General features: G+C 66.6%; 19 protein-coding genes. 9 read left to right on the top strand and 10 right to left on the bottom strand.

What is annotated here, in order from left to right; all coding sequences use genetic code 11:
* Positions 1-145: 145 nt before the first annotated feature.
* Entirely contained in the window at positions 146-1129 is a 984-nt protein-coding gene (locus KF796_05970; GenBank protein ID MBX3586170.1) for a LysR family transcriptional regulator, read from the top strand.
* A gap of 101 nt (positions 1130-1230) precedes the next feature.
* On the opposite strand, the gene KF796_05965 is transcribed toward KF796_05970, so the two are convergent.
* Positions 1231-1818, bottom strand: coding sequence for a 5-formyltetrahydrofolate cyclo-ligase (locus tag KF796_05965; GenBank protein MBX3586169.1), 588 nt, complete (start codon positions 1816-1818; stop codon positions 1231-1233).
* 9 nt (positions 1819-1827) lie between these two features.
* Here KF796_05965 and KF796_05960 point away from each other — a divergent pair, with 9 nt between their 5' ends.
* The 5 genes from KF796_05960 (at position 1828) to KF796_05940 (ending at position 7722) form a co-directional block, all read left to right on the top strand.
* On the top strand, positions 1828-3834 hold the full coding sequence (locus KF796_05960; protein MBX3586168.1) for a lytic transglycosylase domain-containing protein: 2007 nt from the start codon (positions 1828-1830) through the stop codon (positions 3832-3834).
* Positions 3835-3845: 11 nt separating this feature from the next.
* Entirely contained in the window at positions 3846-4787 is a 942-nt protein-coding gene (locus tag KF796_05955) for a complex I NDUFA9 subunit family protein (protein MBX3586167.1), read from the top strand.
* 85 nt (positions 4788-4872) lie between these two features.
* The gene (locus KF796_05950; protein ID MBX3586166.1) at positions 4873-5556 is read left to right on the top strand and encodes a glutathione S-transferase family protein; all 684 of its coding nucleotides are present in this window, start codon (positions 4873-4875) and stop codon (positions 5554-5556) included.
* Positions 5553-6446 carry a 4-hydroxy-tetrahydrodipicolinate synthase gene (gene dapA, locus KF796_05945; GenBank protein ID MBX3586165.1) on the top strand — a complete coding sequence of 298 codons (894 nt, stop codon included), beginning with the start codon at positions 5553-5555 and terminating at the stop codon, positions 6444-6446. Before KF796_05950 ends, dapA begins: the two co-directional genes overlap by 4 nt.
* Before the next feature lie 37 nt (positions 6447-6483).
* On the top strand, positions 6484-7722 hold the full coding sequence (locus KF796_05940) for a multifunctional CCA addition/repair protein (GenBank protein MBX3586164.1): 1239 nt from the start codon (positions 6484-6486) through the stop codon (positions 7720-7722).
* A 44-nt stretch (positions 7723-7766) separates the two neighbouring features.
* Here KF796_05940 and KF796_05935 read toward each other — a convergent pair whose 3' ends face one another.
* The 6 genes from KF796_05935 to KF796_05910 are packed head-to-tail and all read right to left on the bottom strand — an operon-like array spanning position 7767 to position 11457.
* A complete protein-coding gene (locus KF796_05935; GenBank protein ID MBX3586163.1) occupies positions 7767-8363 on the bottom strand; it encodes a hypothetical protein in 597 nt (198 codons plus the stop codon).
* A 55-nt stretch (positions 8364-8418) separates the two neighbouring features.
* A complete protein-coding gene (locus KF796_05930) occupies positions 8419-8649 on the bottom strand; it encodes a hypothetical protein (protein ID MBX3586162.1) in 231 nt (76 codons plus the stop codon).
* 37 nt (positions 8650-8686) lie between these two features.
* Positions 8687-9178 carry a hypothetical protein gene (locus KF796_05925; protein MBX3586161.1) on the bottom strand — a complete coding sequence of 164 codons (492 nt, stop codon included), beginning with the start codon at positions 9176-9178 and terminating at the stop codon, positions 8687-8689.
* A 36-nt stretch (positions 9179-9214) separates the two neighbouring features.
* Positions 9215-10156, bottom strand: coding sequence for an ROK family protein (locus KF796_05920; GenBank protein ID MBX3586160.1), 942 nt, complete (start codon positions 10154-10156; stop codon positions 9215-9217).
* A 7-nt stretch (positions 10157-10163) separates the two neighbouring features.
* Complete coding sequence (locus KF796_05915; GenBank protein MBX3586159.1) at positions 10164-10358, bottom strand: DUF2905 domain-containing protein; 195 nt, start codon at positions 10356-10358, stop codon at positions 10164-10166.
* Positions 10359-10365: 7 nt separating this feature from the next.
* Entirely contained in the window at positions 10366-11457 is a 1092-nt protein-coding gene (locus tag KF796_05910; protein MBX3586158.1) for an SAM-dependent methyltransferase, read from the bottom strand.
* A 19-nt stretch (positions 11458-11476) separates the two neighbouring features.
* Here KF796_05910 and KF796_05905 point away from each other — a divergent pair, with 19 nt between their 5' ends.
* Positions 11477-12247 (top strand): SDR family oxidoreductase, encoded by a 771-nt coding sequence (locus tag KF796_05905; GenBank protein ID MBX3586157.1) that lies wholly within the window; start codon positions 11477-11479, stop codon positions 12245-12247.
* On the top strand, positions 12244-12615 hold the full coding sequence (locus KF796_05900; protein MBX3586156.1) for a dihydroneopterin aldolase: 372 nt from the start codon (positions 12244-12246) through the stop codon (positions 12613-12615). The genes KF796_05905 and KF796_05900 overlap by 4 nt, the downstream gene beginning before the upstream one ends.
* 33 nt (positions 12616-12648) lie before the next feature.
* Here the strand turns inward: KF796_05900 and KF796_05895 are convergent, their stop codons facing one another.
* Genes KF796_05895 through KF796_05885 form a run of 3 tightly spaced genes read right to left on the bottom strand, consistent with a single transcriptional unit; the run spans position 12649 to position 16242 of the window.
* A complete protein-coding gene (locus KF796_05895; protein ID MBX3586155.1) occupies positions 12649-13122 on the bottom strand; it encodes a tautomerase enzyme in 474 nt (157 codons plus the stop codon).
* A gap of 32 nt (positions 13123-13154) precedes the next feature.
* Positions 13155-13943, bottom strand: a complete 789-nt coding sequence (locus KF796_05890; protein ID MBX3586154.1) for a crotonase/enoyl-CoA hydratase family protein — start codon at positions 13941-13943, stop codon at positions 13155-13157.
* Positions 13933-16242: a molybdopterin-dependent oxidoreductase gene (locus KF796_05885; GenBank protein ID MBX3586153.1), complete on the bottom strand. Its 2310-nt coding sequence runs from the start codon at positions 16240-16242 to the stop codon at positions 13933-13935. The genes KF796_05890 and KF796_05885 overlap by 11 nt, the downstream gene beginning before the upstream one ends.
* 50 nt (positions 16243-16292) lie before the next feature.
* On the opposite strand from KF796_05885, the gene KF796_05880 reads away from it, so the two are divergent.
* Positions 16293-16880, top strand: coding sequence for a TetR/AcrR family transcriptional regulator (locus KF796_05880; protein MBX3586152.1), 588 nt, complete (start codon positions 16293-16295; stop codon positions 16878-16880).
* The last annotated feature ends 6 nt before the right edge of the window (positions 16881-16886 follow it).

Genomic DNA, 16886 nt, shown 5'->3' with positions numbered 1-16886 from the left:
TTTGAGCGGCCATGAGGTTCTCCAGTTAGGCAGTTCGGGCATTGAATGATCGGCGACAGCCGCTTGGCCGTCCAATGAAATGCGGCTAAGCTATTGATTCCCAAATCGCATCAATGGCTTGGACCCTCCTGACAACGCCTGTCATATGCAGCACTCCCAGACGCACCTGCGCACCCGGCCCATTTCCGCCGGCCATCTGCGCGCCTTCGAGGCCGTGGCCCGGCACCTGAACTTCCGCGCCGCATCGGAAGAGATGGCACTGACCCAGTCGGCCGTGAGCCGTCAGATCCAGTCGCTCGAGGAAGAGGTGGGCGTGCCCCTGTTCCTGCGCCACACCCGCGCCGTGGAACTGACAAGCGCGGGCGCCCAGCTGCTCATGGCGGTGACCCAGGCGCTGCCGCGCATTGACGGTGCGGTGCGCCAGATCCGCCAGAGCGCGGGGCGGCGCAGCGTGTCGCTCACCACCTTTGCCTCGTTTGCGTCGATGTGGCTGATCCCGCGGCTGGAAGCCTTCCAGCGCGACAACCCCGACATCGACATCCGCATCGACGCCTCCGACAGCGCCGTGGACCTGGACGTGGCCGACGTGGACCTGGCCCTGCGCTACGGCCCGGTGGCCAACATGCCGCCCAACGCCGTGCGCATGTTCGGCGAACAGCTCACCCCGGTGGCCAGCCCCTGGCTGCTCAAGAGCGGCCAGCCGCTGGTCAAACCGGCCGACGTGGCCAACTTTGCCTTGATCGAGGCCGGCGACGCGCACCGCACCCACATGGAGTGGCTGACCTGGCGGCGCTGGCTCGACGAGAACCAGCTGGGCAAGCTCACCCCCAAGCGCTGGCTGTACTTCAACTACGCCTACCAGATGGTGCAGGCCGCGCTCACGGGCCAGGGCCTGGTGCTGGCGCGGCTGCCGCTGGTGGCCGAGAGCCTGGCCAACGGCGACCTGATCGAGCCGCTGCCGCAGCTGCGGCTGGACTCGCCCATGGCCTACTGGCTGCTGGTGGGCCCGCGCAGCGCGCAGCGCCCCGAGATCAGGGCTTTTTGCGCCTGGCTCACGGCGCAGAGCAAGGCCACGCGCGAAACCATTGGCGAAGTACCCGACCCCGACACGGTCGACAACATCGACTGACATGGCCCCCACGCTTGCCACTGCGTGTGCTGCGCTGCCCCCCGAGGGGGCTTCAGCCGCCTTGGGGCGGCCCGGCGGCGTCTGAGCGGCGGCAGCAGGCCTCAGGTCACCGGCCAGACCACGCCGTTGTCGTTGAGGATGGCGTCCAGCGGCACGTCATGCGGCTCGGGCTCCAGCTCGGGCAGGAAACCATTGGTAAATCCCAGCCCCACGGTGAAAGGCTTGGGTTGCAGCGCCGCCAGCGTGCGGTCGTAGAAGCCCCCGCCGTAGCCCAGCCGGTAGCCGCCGGGCGCGTAGCCCACGCAGGGCACGAACAGCAGCGTGGGCACGATGATCTCGGTGTCCTTGGGCTTGGGAATGCCGTAGGCGTCTTCTTCCATCGGGCAGCCCGGGTACCAGGCATGGAAGGTCAGGGTCTTGTGCAGCTTGTCGACGACGGGCAGGCCGATGCGGCGCAGCACGGGCTCGTCGATCAGTTCGCCGTCTTCCTTCCAGCGGTGCAGGGCCGGCAAGGGGTCGAACTCACCCTTGATCGGCCAGTAGGCGCCGATCATGGCGTCGGAGCGCCCGACCAGCCAGATGCGCATCACCCGCTGCAAAAGATCGGCGCGCTGTAGTCGGTCCGGCAGGTTCAGCCGTTGTTCGATGAGCGCCTTGCGCAAAGCCCCTTTTTGCTCTGACTTGTCCATAATGCCCTGATGCAGTTTCGAACCATTCTGACATTGATCGTGGTGACGGTTGCCTGCCATGCGCAGGCCCAGTCCCGGGGAGACGATCTGATCGTGGACATGCAGCAGGCCTACAAGCGCGGTGACCGCGCGCGGCTGACCCAGCTGCTGCCGCAGGCGCGCGGCCATGCGCTGGAGCCCTGGGCCGCCTACTGGGAGCTCAAGGCCCGGCTCGACACGGCCAGCCCGCAGGAGATCCAGGACTTCATGAGCCGCTACGCGGGCAGCTACCAGGAAGACCGCCTGCGCAACGACTGGCTGCTGCTGCTGGGCCAGCGCCGCGACTGGACCACCTTTGAGGCCGAGTACCCCAAATTCCGCATGAACGACGACCGCGAGGTGCGTTGCTACGCACTGCTGGTGCAGCATCTCGCGCTGGGCGCGGCCGAGCCCGCGGGCCTGGCCGATGAAGTGCGCCGCAACTGGTTTTCGCTGCGTGACACCGACGACGGCTGCACCCATGCCGCCAGCCGCCTGATGGCCGACAGGGACGGCCCGCGCAACCTCACGGCCACCGATGTCTGGCGCAAGGCCCGCCTGGCCATGGAAGCCAACCGGTCGCGCGCGGCGGCCAATGCCATCGAGATCATCGCGCCCGAGGCCATGAACCTGGTGGCTGAAATCAACGCCAGCCCCACCAAATTCCTGGTCAGCCGGGTCACGGCGGTGCGCAAGCAGCGCAAGGAACTGATCACGCTGGCCCTGATCAAGCTGGCCGCCAGCGATGCCGAAGGCGCGGCGCGCCAGCTCGACAGCAAGTGGGGCCCGCAGCTCAGCGCCGAGGAGCGCAACTGGGTCTGGGGCGTGATCGGCAAACAGGCCGCCACGCGGCTGTCCGACGATGCGCTGGGCTACTACGCCCGGGTCAGCCGCGACAGCGACCTGACCGACGACATGCTGGGCTGGAAGGTGCGCGCCGCGCTGCGCGCCGGCAGCAAGCCGCGCTGGCTGGCCGTGCTGTCGGCCATTGAAGGCATGAGCGACGAGGGCCGGCGCGACCCGGCCTGGGTCTACTGGAAGGCGCGCGGCCTGCTGGCCACGGCCAGCACACCCGCCCAGCGCAACGACGCCACCCGGCTGCTTGAATCCATCGCGGGCTCGCAGGGCTTTTACGAGCAGCTCGCGCTGGAGGAACTGGGCCAGAAGGTCACCGTGCCGGCGCCACCGGCGCCGCTCACGGCCGAGGAACGCGAGAAAGTCCGCCTCAACCCGAGCCTGAACCGCGGCCTCTATGCGATTGCCATCGGGTTGCGCTCCGAGGGCGTGCGCGAATGGAACTACGCCACCAACCTGGCCCAGCCCGGCGGCATGCCCACGCGCGAACTGCTGGCCGCCGCCCAGTTCGCCTGCGACCAGGAGGTCTGGGACCGCTGCATCAACACCAGCGAGCGCACCCGCGGCGAGGTCAACATCGAGCAGCGCTACCCCATGCCCTACCGCGACGCGGTGGTGCGCAAGAGCCGCGACATCGGGCTGGACCCGGCCTATGTCTATGGCCTGATCCGCCAGGAAAGCCGCTTCATCATGGACGCCCGCTCCCACGTGGGCGCCTCGGGCCTGATGCAGGTCATGCCGGCCACCGCGCGCTGGACCGCGCGCAAGATCGGCCTGACCGGTTTCACCACCGACCAGCTGCACGACCACGAAACCAACATCACCATCGGCACCAGCTACCTCAAGCTCGCGCTGGATGACTTTGACGGCTCCATGCCCCTGGCGGCCGCGGCCTACAACGCCGGGCCCGGGCGGCCGCGCAGCTGGCGCGCGCCGGGCGGCAGCGGCCCGGTGCTCGAAGGCGCGATCTGGGCCGAGAACGTGCCCTTTGGCGAGACCCGCGACTACGTGAAGAAGGTGCTGTCCAACACCACCATGTACGCCGCCATCCTGAGCAACCAGCCGCAATCGCTCAAGGCGCGGCTGGGCACGGTGGGCCCGCGCGACGCCACCCAGCCCGAGGTCAACAAGGATTTGCCCTGAGGAGCCCCCGCGTGGCACGCATTCTGGTTCTGGGGGGCACCGGCTTTGTGGGCCGCCATGTCTGTGAAAAGCTGGCCCGGCTCCAGTGGCGGGTGACGGTGCCCACGCGGCGGCGCCACCATGCGCGCGACCTGCTGACCCTTCCCCTGCTCGACGTGGTGGAGGCTGACGTCCATGACGAGGCCACGCTGACCCGGCTGGTCGCGGGGCACGAAGCGGTGGTCCATCTGGTCGCCATCCTTCACGGCAACAAGGCCGCCTTTGACAAGGTCCATGTGGCGCTGCCGAGCCAGCTCGCCCGGGCCTGCGCGGCCGCGCGGGTGGACCGCGTGGTGCATGTGAGCGCACTCGGTGCCGGCGAGCAGGCCGCGTCCATGTACCAGCGCAGCAAGGCCCGCGGCGAGGCCGCGCTGGCCGGCGTGCCGGCCCTGACCGTGCTGCGCCCCAGCGTGATCTTTGGGGCCGAAGACCGCTTCCTCAACCTCTTTGCACAGCTGCAGCGGGTGCTGCCCGTGGTGCCGCTGGCGGGCGCCGATGCGCGCTTTCAGCCCGTCTGGGTCGAGGACGTGGCCCAGGCCATCGTCCAGGCCCTGCGCCGCCCGACGAGCGCGGGCCGGGTGTTCGAGGCCTGCGGGCCCGACGTGCTGACCCTGCGCGAACTCGTGCGGCTCGCAGGCCAGGCCTCGGGCTGCATGCGGCCGATCATCGGCCTGCCTCCGGCCCTCGCGCGGCTGCAGGCCGCGCTGATGGAACTGGCGCCGGGTGAACCCCTGATGAGCCGCGACAACCTGGACGCCATGAAGACCGACAACATCGCCTCGGGCACGCTGCCGGGGCTGGACGCCCTGGGCATTGCCCCATCAGCCCTGGCCGCCGTGCTGCCGGGCTACCTGGGCGCCGGCGTGGCGGGCAGCCAGCTCAACCGCTTCCGCGCCCGCAGCGCGGGCTACTGACCGCCGCATCAATTCCGGCGATTTTTGGCATCAATGCCCGCCAGGCGCGGCGCTAGCATGCGGGGCATCGCAACAAGGAAGCCCCATGCTCAAGCTCTACATCGGCAACAAGAACTACTCGTCCTGGTCCATGCGCCCCTGGGTGCTGCTCAAGCAGGCCGGCATCCCGTTTGAGGAGGTGCTGGTGCGCTTTGACTCCTTTGACGCCGACTCCTCTTTCAAGAAGGCCCTGGCCGACATCAACCCTGTCGGCAAGGTGCCGGTGCTGGTGGACGACGCCCTCGTGGTGTGGGACACGCTGGCCATTGCCGAGTACCTGGCCGAGAAGTTTCCCGGCAAGAAGCTCTGGCCGCAGGACGCCGCGGCGCGGGCCCGCGCGCGCAGCATCTGCGCCGAAATGCACAGCGGCTTTGGCGCGCTGCGCAGCGCCTGCCCCATGAACGTCGAGGCCTCCCTGGCCTCCGCGGGGGCACTGATCTGGCGCGACAAGCCCGATGTGCGCGCCGACGTGCAGCGCATCGTGGGCATGTGGAGCGGCCTGCTGGAAGCCCATGGCGGCCCCATGCTGTTTGGCGAGTTCAGCATTGCCGACGCCTACTTTGCCCCGGTCTGCCTGCGCCTGAAGAACTACGGGCTGCCCGTGCCCGGCCACATCACCGACTACATCCGCCGCGTCTGCGCGCTGCCCGGCGTCAAGGCCTGGATCGACGACGCCCTGGCCGAGAAAGACTTCCTCGACTTTGAGGAGCCCTACCGGATGTCGCGATGAGCGCGCCCCGCTACTTCGGCGCGGTCATGAGCGCCATGGTCACGCCGTTCGACGCGCAGGGCCGGCTCGACCTGGACGCCGCGCGGCGTCTGGCGCGCTGGCTGGTCGATCATGGCAACGACGGCCTCGTGGTGGCCGCCACCACGGGCGAGGCCTCCACGCTGACCGACGACGAGCGCTGCGACCTGGTTCGCGCCGTGAGCGAGGCCGTGACCGTGCCCGTGGTGGCCGGCACGGGCAGCAACGACACGGCCCACAGCGTGGCGCTCACGCGCCAGGCACGCGGCCTGGGCGCTGCCGGCGTGCTGGTCGTGAGCCCCTACTACAACCGCCCGCCGCAGGCCGGCATCGAGGCCCACCTGCGCGCCTGCGCGGCCGCCACCAACCTGCCCGTGATGATTTACGACGTGCCGGTGCGCACCGGCCGGCGCATCAGCCCCGATGTGCTGCTGCGCCTGTTCCGCGAGGTTGACAACATCGTGGCTTTCAAAGATGCCACCGGCGACCCGCCGGCCGCCGCCGCGCTGGTGGCGCAGGCCGGCGAGCACTTTGACCTGTACTCGGGCGACGACCCCTTCACCCTGCCCCTGCTGGCCTGCGGCGCCGTGGGCGTGGTGGGCACCAGCACGCACTGGACCGGGCCGCAGTTCCAGCAGATGCTGGCGGCCTTCCGTCGCGGCGACATGGCCGCGGCGCGCGCCGCCAACGCGCTGATGCTTGACTCGTTCGCCTTCATCAACACCGACGACTCGGTGTTCTCCATGTCGATCAAGGCCATGCTGCGATCGCTGGGGCATGCCGTGGGTGAATGCCGCCTGCCGCTGCCGCCCACGCCGCCCGGCGTGCAGGCGCAGGCCCACAAGGTCTGGCAGGCCTTGCAACCGGCCTGACACCGGTCGAACCGCAGGGGCCATTTACACTGGCCCCATGAAGATTTACCGGGTTGGTGGTGCGGTGCGCGATGCCTTGCTGGGCCTGCCCGTGAGCGACCACGACTGGGTCGTGGTGGGCAGCACGCCCGAGGCCCTGACGGCGCAGGGCTACCTGCCCGTGGGCAAGGACTTCCCCGTGTTCCTGCACCCCGAGACCCGCGAGGAATACGCGCTGGCGCGCACCGAGCGCAAGACCGCGCAGGGCTACCACGGCTTCGCCATCCAGGCCGCGCCCGATGTCACGCTGGAAGAAGACCTGGCCCGGCGCGACCTCACCATCAACGCCATCGCCCAGCCCGCCGATGCCACGGGCACCGACGGCCTGATCGACCCCCACGGTGGCCAGCGCGACCTGCAGGCCCGGGTGCTGCGCCATGTGACCGACGCCTTCCGCGAAGACCCGGTGCGCATTTTGCGGCTGGCCCGCTTTGCCGCGCGCTTTGCCGACTTCACCGTGGCAGCCGAAACCCTGGCGCTGATGCGAGAGATGGTGGCCGACGGCGAAGTGGCCGCGCTGGTGGCCGAGCGCGTGTGGCAGGAACTGGCGCGCGGCCTGATGGAACAGCAACCCTCACGCATGTTCGAGGTGCTGCGCGAATGCGGCGCGTTGCAGGTGCTGCTGCCCGAGGTGAACAAACTGTGGGGCGTGCCCCAGCGCGCCGAGTACCACCCCGAGGTGGACACCGGCGTGCATTTGATGATGGTGCTGGACATGAGCGCGCGGCTGGACGCGCCGCTGGCCGTGCGCTTTGCCTGCCTCACGCACGACCTGGGCAAGGGCACCACGCCCGCCGACGTGCTGCCGCGCCACATCGGCCATGAGGAGCGCAGCGCGCGCCTGCTCAAGGGCGTGTGCGAGCGCCTGCGCGTGCCCACCGACTGCCGCGAACTGGCCGACGTGGTGGCGCGCGAGCATGGCAACGTGCACCGCAGCGAAAGCCTCAACGCCGCCGCCATCGTGCGGCTGCTGGAACGCTGCGACGCCTTCCGCAAGCCCCAGCGCTTTGAGCAGGTGCTGCTGGCCTGCGAGTGCGACGCCCGCGGCCGCCTGGGCCTGCAGGAGCAGCCCTACCCGCAGCGCCCGCGCCTGCTCGCCGCGCTCGCGGCCGCACAGGCCGTTGCTACCAAATCAATAGCTGAAAGTGCCCGGCTGGCGGGGACTACAGGCCCAAAGGTGGGTGAATTGATCCAGAAGGCACGGGTTGCGGCGGTGGCGACGGACTTGTCCTCCTAAGTTCACCCGAACGTCACCACTGGCGCGTTTGACCGCGTTGCGATTCACCGCCTGAGTCGACCAAACACAATAACGAAAAGCATCGTCGCAGCCCCTTGAATGAGCAGTCCAGCGCCGACCGCATTCATCAAGGGGGATATGAACCAGATTCGGGAGAGTGCTGATGCGAAGCTGGGCAGGCCCCCCGAGTACAGACCGAACAGGGCAAGAACCAGCATGAGGAAATGGACCCCCAAAAACCATTCGACTTCAAAGAGATGGAAAATCAGATCGGACTTTTTGTGAATCTCAATGGATTTCAGCAGATTGATTTTCTTTTCTGCGTGAGCAGAGAGGACTTCATCGTTCGGGACAAGCGGAACCAAATAGGGAACCGCTGCGTACATGGCGGCTGCGACACCGCGAATATCCCGTCGCAATTCAATGGAAGAGGCATATACCTTTTCGTCTGATTCGCCTGCGATCAATCTCCAGCGCCACAGATGAAGAAAGGCGCAGGAAAGCAGCAGGAAGCACAGGGGCACGTCCTTGAGGTAATTCATTTCCGCCACTCCGCTCATCCAGCGAAGCCAGAATATTCTGACAATCCAAAGCGCATTCAGCATGTGGATGGGAATCAGCAGTGAATCTACGGGGCGCATAAAAAAACAGTTCGCTATTCACCGGATCAGGATCAAGTCAATTCTGGAATTCAAGCTACTTTCCGGAAGAATTTACCCAGAAATATGAAAAAAGGACTTCCAGCAATGCCAGCGCATAGCAAGCCCTGATGATGAAGGCTGCCAACGGCTTTTCTTTGGCAAGGTCGCGAATGACCAGCGAGTACTCCAGGGCCGGCCTTCCAGCGAAGTGCTTCTTGTTCAGTCTGGTCAGCGCCATAACGACAATCATCTGGAAGCCCATGAGCAGGATGATTGCGACTCCCATTTTCTGTGATTCCACATGCTTGATGTCTCAGGTTGAGCTAACGATTTCGCCAAACGCCTTGCTTGATCAGAAAAATCGCAGCAACGAACAATGCAGCCGCCCCGATAAACTGAATGGCGTCCATCAGGTCCGGTGATTTCTGTGGTCCGGTGCCCTCCAGCTTCTCTTTCCAGTAAATCTTCGGGTGCTGTCGCAGGTCTCCCAATTGAGCAGCAGTGAAGCTCTCATCAGATGCGCTGCTGCTCAATGTCATTTCGTCTCCATTGCACGCGACCGCAGTGAAAACCGGGGAGGAATAGGCGAATGCAATCTGCTTTTCACGTTCAAAAAGTCCTCCCTCATGGGTGAGGCTGTACCAGTACGAAGTGGTCGCGCCTCCGTTGCCCTTGTATAGCCGCACGACCGCGCCACTGGGCAAGTTGCAGCTGCTCAGCTGATCTTCTATCGACGGATTGCCGTACACGTTGCGATTTGGCAAAACCAGCCATACAGAAAATGCCAGCAAGCAGCAACCCATCAGCATTCGCATGCGACGCGTTCTCGGAGATGCCGGCCATGACATTCCTCAGCCCACCAACGCCAGCGCCGCGTAATCCCCCACACGCTCGCCCAGGCCTGCCGGCACCAGCTCCACCCCGGCCGTGAGTGCGGGCAGTCGGCCATCGAGCTGGGCCTGCAGGCGGGGCAACAGCAGCGCGCGGTGGTGCCAGAACACGCTGCCGCCCAGGCTGATGCGCTGCAGGTCGAGAGTGACGGTCAGGTTGTAGAGCATGCGGCCCATGACGCGGCACAGCGCGTCCACCTGCGCCAGGGCCGCGGCGTCGCCGGCGCCTGCCGCGGTGAGCATCGCGGCGGCGTCACCCTCAAAGCGGCGGGCCACGGCATTGCCGGCCACCAGGCCTTCCACATCGCCCACATTGCCACAACCGCACAGGGCGTTGAGGTCGGTGTCGCTGACAAAGGTATGCCCGGCATGACCGGCGTTGCCGTTCTTGCCGCGCAGCACGCGGCCGTCCACGCACAGGCCCACGCCCACGCCGGTGCTCCAGGTCACGTAGGCGCAATGGTCCAGGCCCTGCAGCGCACCCCAGCGGCGCTCGGCCTCCAGCGCGGCCACGCCGTCGTTCTCCACGCGCAGGTGGGCGAACCGCTGGCGCAGTGCCGCCTCCAGTGGCACATGGGTCCAGTCGTTGGGCAGGCCACGCGCCGGGCCGGCCAGGCCGCCGCAGATGTTGGGCGTGGCCAGCTCCACGCAGCCGGCGTTGAGCACAAACGGCCCGCACGATGACACGCCGGCACCGGTGACATCGGCCGGCGCCACCCCGGCCTGGGCGCAGGCTTCATCGAGCAGCCGCAGGATCTGTCGCGCCAGCGCGCCGTTGTCGCCGGTCTTGGCCGTGGGTTCGGCGCGGCGCGCCTGCAGTTCGGGTGGCCGCGCCGCGTCGGTGGTGGGTGGCGCCAGGCTCACGGCCACCTTGGTTCCGCCGATGTCGATGCAGGCTTTCATGCGCGCGTCAGACCCATTTGGCGATCAGGCCCGCCACCACGCTGAGCAGCACGGTGGACGCCAGGGGGATGAACCATTCGCGCCCGAACAGGCGGAAGCGGAAGTCGCCAGGCAGGCGACCCACCCCCAGTTTTTGCAGCAGGGGCGTGAACCAGCTGATGAAGATCAGCGCCAGAAAGATCACCAGGAGCCAGCGAATCATCCGGCCATCATAAAGTGTGGGTGCGGTCGCCCTGCAGAAAGCCCAGCGGCTCCCACCCCAGGGTGCGGGACAGCGCGATCACCTTGAACAGCTCACCCATCTCGTGCTCGTTGACCAGCTTCAGCGCGTTGGTGCGCTGGGCCACGCTGGCGGCGGCCATCAGGTCCACCACGCCGCAGTTCATGAGAAAGCGCGCCTGCGTGGCATAGCCCAGCGTGGGCAGGCCCGCCTCCTGCGCGGCCAGCGCCACGCCGGTGAAATTGACGTGGGCGGTGATGTCTTTCAGGCCCAGATCGGCCAGCGGGTCGCCGTCGGCCTGGTGGGCGCGGTGGCACATCAGCGTGCCCATGTGGCGCTGCGGGTGGTAGTACTCGGCTTCGGGGAAGCCGTAGTCCAGCAGAAAGGCCGCACCCTGCACCAGGCGGTCGGCCAGCGTGCGCATGAAGGCCTCGGCCTGGGGGTGGATTTCGGTCAGGTAGTCGTGATCGCCCTTCACTTCCACCGGCGGGCGCAGTTCGGTGGGCTGGTCGGCCCAGGTGCAGCGGCTGTCATGCCAGGCCACGCCGCGCTCGTGCCATATGCCGGCGGTGCGCACCAGCAGCTTCACGGGCATGGCGTCGAGCACCTCGTTGCCCACGACCACGCCGCGCATCTGTTCGGGCAGCTCGCTGGCCCACTGCACGCGGGGCGCGTGGCCGGCCAGCGCCGCCTGCTGGCGCTCGCGCAGCGTGCCCGACAAATCCACGATGGTGTAGCGGTCCACGTCCTCGCCCAGCGCGTCCAGCAGCTGGCCGGCCAGCGCCCCCGAGCCGGCGCCAAACTCCCAGACTTCTCGGGTGCCGGTGGCGCGCAGGGCATCGGCCACCTGCACCGCGAGCGCGCGGCCAAACAGGGGGGACAGCTCGGGCGCGGTCACAAAATCGCTGCCGGACTCGGGCATCTGGCCGAACTTGCGGCTGTGGCTGGCGTAGTAGCCCAGGCCGGGCGCGTACAGCGCCAGCGCCATGAAGCGGTCAAAGGGCAACCAGCCACCGGCCTGCGCAATGGCCCGCTGCACCAGTTTCTCAAGGGCGGTCGTTAAACTCTGGGCTTCTGTCATCCGACCCGATTGTCCCTGAATGACCACCCCCGCCCCGCGTACCGTGCTGGTGACCGGCGCCGCCAAACGGCTGGGCCGCGAGATTGCGCTGGCGCTCGCGGCCGGCGGCTGGCAGGTGGCCGTGCACTACCGCGGCTCGGAGCAGGACGCTATGAAAACCGTAGCAGACTGTGGCCGCCACGCCTGGACTCCAGCCGCTTTTGATGCCGATCTGGCCGACGAAGCCGCGACCCGGGCCCTGGTGCCGCGTGTGGTTGCCCGGATGGGCCGGCTGGACGCCGTGGTGCACAACGCCTCGCTGTTCCAGCATGACACAGCCAGAAGCTTTGGTTACACCGCCATGGAAGCCCATATGCGCATCAACACCGGCGCGGCCGTGCTGCTGGCCCAGGCCCTGCACGCGCACCTGGCCGGGCGCGACGGCACCGGCGCGCTGGTGAACCTGCTGGACCAGAAGCTATGGAACCCCAACCCCGACTTCTTCAGCTACACCCTGTCCAAGGCCGCGCTGGAATCGGCCAACACCCTGCTGGCGCAGGCGCTGGCGCCGCGGCTGCGCGTGGTGGGCGTGGCGCCCGGCCTCACGCTGACCAGCCACATGCTGAGCGACGAGAAGTTCGAGGCCCTGCACAAGCTCTCGCCGCTGGGCCGCTCGTCGAGCGCCGCCGACGTGGCGGCCACGGTGAAGTTTGCGCTGGAGAACGAGTCCATCACCGGCACCACGCTGCTGGTGGATGGCGGCCAGCACCTCATGAAATTTGAACGCGACTTTTCGCTGATGCAGCCATGAACAATGCCCTGGGCAGCCAGACCCTCACGCTCACCGGGCTGCGCTTTGACGCCAACCTGGGCATCCTGGACCACGAAAAGACCAGCCCGCAGCCGATCCAGGTGGACGCCGAGCTGAACCTGGGCCCGCAGGACCTGCGCCCGCGCGACGACGAGATCACCCATGTGCTGGACTACCGCAAGGTGCGCCAGATCATCATCGACGAATGCACGGCCGAGCATGTGAACCTGCTCGAAAGCCTGATCGGCAAGCTGGCCCAGCGCCTGATGCAGCTGCCCGGCGTGCTGGGCGTGCGCGTCAAGATCGCCAAGCTGGAGATCTTTGACGACTGCGAGGTGGCAATACGGGTGGAAGCGGGGCAGTGGTAGGACGCCTGCTGTGCACCCCGCAACCCAATTGCTTCACTCAAGAGCCTTGCGAATCTCCGCGATGCGCGCGGGTGTGAAGACGCCACTGGCGAGCAAATCCAGGATGGACAGCACGCCGCCTCGGGATCCCCAACTGCCTTCGTCAATGGTGCGGAAGTTCACCCACCATGCTGGCGACGGCTTTTCCAGTCCGCAAGCTTTCGCCATCGCGGCGAGAACGTTCTCTATGACCTGCTTGCGCACAGACGGCGGCCAGGCGGCATCCATGACGCAGACGTCGATGGTGGCCACGTCGGGTGGTGGCGTCTGGTCGCTGAGCAAGCGGCCTCCAATCGCCAGGCAATCCAGCGCCTTTTCGGCAAAATGCACCTGGAACCCTATGCGCGCGGGCGGCGCGGGCTGGCCCACCTCGGGCACCAGAACGGCGTCGGTCAGGGTCTCTGACAATTCGCGTCGTTGATCGCCGGAAAGCCGGCCATGGGGGGTCGTGACGGTGACGATGGTCATGCGATTGGTTTCCTTTCAGTTCGTGATCCTGTTCAGCGCCCCTGGAAGCGGGCGGACCGCCGCTCCATGAATGACTGAATGCCTTCCTTGAAGTCCGCAGAAGCAAATACCTTCTTGCGGATGCCGGCAATGGCGGCGATGGCTGCCTGCTCCCCTTCGTGGATGTAGGTCAGCGCGGCCTCCTTGGTGGCGCGCAGGCCGATGGGAGCGCATTCGCAGATCTTGCGGGCAATCTCCAGTGCCCTGGCGCGGTGAGGTCCAAAGGGAAGCACCTCCTGGACCAGCCCGAGCTGCAGCGCGCGCGCTGCCGGGAACTCCTCGCACAGGAACAAGTGGTACATCGCGTTGCCCCAGCCCATGCGAGTCAGGTAGCGGTAGTGCGCACCGCCCAGAGGTGCGATGCCCCTGCGGGCTTCCAACTGGCCAAAGCGGGCCGTGTCGGCCGCAATGACGATATCGCTGGCCAGCATCATCTCGATGCCCGCGGTGTAGGTGACGCCATGCACGACGGAGATCACCGGCTTGTGGCAGCGGCGCTTCAGGCCGAATGGGTCCACCTGGTCGTCCGGGATCGGCCTGGCCGTGGCACTCGGGCCAAAGAACTGCGGCATGTCCAGGCCTGCCGTGGTGTGTTCACCGGCGGGGTCCAACACCGCCACCCACAGGTCGTCGTTGTCCTCGAAGGCGGTGAGTTGCCGCGACAGCTGCTGCATCATGTCAGGCGTGATGGCGTTCCTCTTCGTGGCGTTGTCCAGCGTGATCACACACACGTGATCCTGGATCACGGTGCGGACTTCAGGGGCCTTGCTTTCAGTGCTCAAGGGGCGTCTCCTCGGGGGCGGTGGCCTGCCCCAGCTTTTCGATGCGGACGGGCAGGTGTTTGTGGAATGGGGTCTTTGTCAGCGGGTCGCATTGGTGCAGCGTGGTCAGGCGGTTGATGGTCGGACCCACGGGCAAGCCCCCGTTGTAGCGCTGGCCATAGCCGTGCGGGAGCGTGACCACCCCGCGGCGCAAGCCGTCATCCGTCTCAACGTCCACGTCAAGGCTGCCGCCCTCTGTGGTGCAACGCACCCGGTCGCCTGCAGTAACGCCTAGCATCTGCGCGTCGTCCGGATGCATGCGCAGCGCACCGCCAGGATCGGTCTTGCGCCAGTCCGGCGACCGGAATATCTGGTTGGCGTTGTAGGTGCGCCGTTCCCCCGCCATGAGTACAAACTTCGCCTCGATGGCAGGTTCAGCCGCCAGCGCGCCCATTTCATGCAACATTTCCGGAACATCAAGGTGGACCCGCCGATCCGGTGTGCGCATCAACGACCAGCTCTCCTCTTGGAGATGCCGACTGAGAATGACACCTGAGCGCCCGTGAAGAATCGCATCGAACAGCGCCGCGCCGTCTCTGTGTCCGGCGCGCTCCACGGCCTCACGGTAGCGCCGCGCGTACTGCTCGCTCAACGGCAGCAGGAAAGCTGCTGCTTCGAGGCCTTCGGGCAACGCCGGTCCCAGCGTGCGGTAGAGGATGGACGCGGCGAAGGGTTGGCAGCGGCTGCGCAGCGCCAGCGTCACCCCCAGGGCCGCAAGATAGAAGCGATAGCGGCTGCCCCGAAATGGGGAGTGCGCCACGCTGGCCAAAAGGGGAAAGCGCCGGGGGATGGCGCCCATCGCCTCCAGCAGCCGGGTGTAGATCTCGGGCTCGGGCAGGGTGTCGTCCTGCGATTGCAGGACAGGAGCCCGAAGGTGAAAGAAGTTGTCCGGGAATTCCAGGTTGAATCCGGTTGCCTCGACTTTTTCGAACTGCGTGGAAGCCGGGAGAATGTAATGCGCCAGCCGTGCGGTCTCGGTCATCGCCACGTCGACGACCACCAGCAGGTCCAGGGCACCGAAAGCGCGTTCCTGCGCGCCTGTGTCGGCGTAGGTCAGAACCGGGTTGCTGCTGTCAACGAAGACGGCGCGCAGGCGCCTGTCTCCCGCCTTGAGGATCTCATCCGGCAGCACGTTGGGCGGATACATGCCGGCAATCGGATGCATGCCATGGTGGGCTGTGCGTTTGAGCGGCCGGCCACCCCGCATCTCCCGCTCGTCGGTGTGGCCCAGCATGGGCAGCATGAGCGTGTGCAGGTTGTTGCAACCCCGCCGCCCGAAATGGCCGGTCACCAGGTACAGCAGCTTCTCGAGGTAGCCATTGAGCGTGCAGTGCAGCGTGTGCTGGACACCCAGGTCCACCCGCACGCAGGCATGCTTCGCGCGGGCGAAATCGCGGGCCACGCGCTCCACGTCGGCCAGCGGCACATCGGCGCGGTGGACATGGTCCGCGACCGGAATTTCTCGCAGGGCTTTTTCCACCGCCTCGAAGCCATTGCAGTGGCGGGCGATGAAGTCGCGGTCGTGCAGGCCCTCGCGAACAATGATTGCCAGCATGGCTGACAGCAGAAAGGCGTCGGTTCCCGGCTTGAGCTGCAAGTGGATGTGCGCCTGGCGAGCCGATTCAGTGCGCCGGGGATCAATCACGACCATGGTGCGCCCAGGCGTCTTCTGCAGGTGCCGAAGGGTGTCGCGCGCGTTCGGAATGCCGTGTGACTGATAGGGATTGCAACCAATGAAGATCACATAGTCGGCATGCTCCACGTCTTCGGTGGTGTGGCAAGTCTGGTGGCCAAAAAGACGTCCATTGACCCAGAAGTCGCCGGTCTTCTCCTGGGCCAGGGAACTGTAAGCGTAGCGGCTACCCATGGCGGCCAGCAACTGTCGGCTGTACACGCCGCCAAGGTGGTTGCCCTGGCCACCACCGCCCACAAATGCAAAGGCGTCGCCGCCATGGCGACCGCGGATGTCGGTCAGGCGTTCGGCGATTTCCGCCAAAGCCTGCGCCCAGCCGACACGCTGGAACTGGCCATCCGGCATGCGCTTGAGGGGGTGCCGCAATCGGTCGTCGTGGTGCTGGTAGTGGTCAAGCCGGGCAGCCTTCTGGCACAGATATCCCTTGCTGACCACGTGCGCGTCGTCGCCGCGCACGCTGACGAAATGGCCGTTCTCCGTTTTCACCTTCAGTCCGCAGTTGCGCGAACAAAGGATGCAGGCGGTCTGCTCGACACGGGTTTCAGACGGTTCTATGACAGTTGTCATGGTTCGGCATCATATACTCACTATGACAAATGACATAGAGAAGAACCCTTATGCCCATCTCAACAAAGGAAAAAATGGTCGCTGGAGCCGCTGATCTGATGAGTCGGCGCGGCGTGCACGCCACGAGCTTGCGTGAGGTGGTGCACCACACAGGGACGCCCCGAGGTTCGCTCGCGCATCACTTTCCCGGAGGAAAACAGCAGATGCTGGAAGAGGCTCTGCGCTACGCGACCGAGGCCGTGGCGCAGCCGCTGCAGTCACTTCTGGAAGACAAGGGCGCGGTGGCCGGTTTGCAGGCCTTCGTCGGCTGGTGGCGCCGCGTGCTGGGAGACTCGGATTTCCAGTCCGGGTGTCCCGTTCTCGCCGTTGCGGTGGAGCCACTGACCGAGGAGGGAGAGGCCCGGGAACGCCTGCGCGGCCTGGCCCAGGCGGCCTTCGAGCGCTGGCAGGCTGTGCTGGTGACCGCGCTGGTGCGCGAAGGCATTTCCCAGGCGCGCGCCCACCGGCTCGCGGCGCTGGTTGTGGCCTCCATCGAAGGCACTGTGGCAATGTGTCGAACCGCCCGCAGCATGCAGCCGCTCGACAACGTCTATCGGGAACTCGAGTCCCTGTTGAAAACCGCCATTGACCCGACATGACATCGC

This window comes from Ramlibacter sp., assembly GCA_019635435.1.
GTDB lineage: Bacteria > Pseudomonadota > Gammaproteobacteria > Burkholderiales > Burkholderiaceae_C > JAHBZM01.
Note: the sequence above shows the minus strand (reverse complement) of the source record. Positions and strands in the feature narration are given on the sequence as shown.

What these genes read in the sequence shown, in the direction of transcription:
- KF796_05970 (MBX3586170.1), top strand. Translation starts at nt 146, where the DNA reads ATGCAGCACTCCCAGACGCACCTGCGCACCCGGCCCATTTCCGCCGGC.
- KF796_05965 (MBX3586169.1), bottom strand. Translation starts at nt 1,818, where the DNA reads ATGGACAAGTCAGAGCAAAAAGGGGCTTTGCGCAAGGCGCTCATCGAA.
- KF796_05960 (MBX3586168.1), top strand. Translation starts at nt 1,828, where the DNA reads ATGCAGTTTCGAACCATTCTGACATTGATCGTGGTGACGGTTGCCTGC.
- KF796_05950 (MBX3586166.1), top strand. Translation starts at nt 4,873, where the DNA reads ATGCTCAAGCTCTACATCGGCAACAAGAACTACTCGTCCTGGTCCATG.
- dapA (MBX3586165.1), top strand. Translation starts at nt 5,553, where the DNA reads ATGAGCGCGCCCCGCTACTTCGGCGCGGTCATGAGCGCCATGGTCACG.
- KF796_05940 (MBX3586164.1), top strand. Translation starts at nt 6,484, where the DNA reads ATGAAGATTTACCGGGTTGGTGGTGCGGTGCGCGATGCCTTGCTGGGC.
- KF796_05935 (MBX3586163.1), bottom strand. Translation starts at nt 8,363, where the DNA reads ATGCGCCCCGTAGATTCACTGCTGATTCCCATCCACATGCTGAATGCG.
- KF796_05930 (MBX3586162.1), bottom strand. Translation starts at nt 8,649, where the DNA reads ATGGGAGTCGCAATCATCCTGCTCATGGGCTTCCAGATGATTGTCGTT.
- KF796_05925 (MBX3586161.1), bottom strand. Translation starts at nt 9,178, where the DNA reads ATGCGAATGCTGATGGGTTGCTGCTTGCTGGCATTTTCTGTATGGCTG.
- KF796_05920 (MBX3586160.1), bottom strand. Translation starts at nt 10,156, where the DNA reads ATGAAAGCCTGCATCGACATCGGCGGAACCAAGGTGGCCGTGAGCCTG.
- KF796_05915 (MBX3586159.1), bottom strand. Translation starts at nt 10,358, where the DNA reads ATGATTCGCTGGCTCCTGGTGATCTTTCTGGCGCTGATCTTCATCAGC.
- KF796_05910 (MBX3586158.1), bottom strand. Translation starts at nt 11,457, where the DNA reads ATGACAGAAGCCCAGAGTTTAACGACCGCCCTTGAGAAACTGGTGCAG.
- KF796_05905 (MBX3586157.1), top strand. Translation starts at nt 11,477, where the DNA reads ATGACCACCCCCGCCCCGCGTACCGTGCTGGTGACCGGCGCCGCCAAA.
- KF796_05900 (MBX3586156.1), top strand. Translation starts at nt 12,244, where the DNA reads ATGAACAATGCCCTGGGCAGCCAGACCCTCACGCTCACCGGGCTGCGC.
- KF796_05895 (MBX3586155.1), bottom strand. Translation starts at nt 13,122, where the DNA reads ATGACCATCGTCACCGTCACGACCCCCCATGGCCGGCTTTCCGGCGAT.
- KF796_05885 (MBX3586153.1), bottom strand. Translation starts at nt 16,242, where the DNA reads ATGACAACTGTCATAGAACCGTCTGAAACCCGTGTCGAGCAGACCGCC.
- KF796_05880 (MBX3586152.1), top strand. Translation starts at nt 16,293, where the DNA reads ATGCCCATCTCAACAAAGGAAAAAATGGTCGCTGGAGCCGCTGATCTG.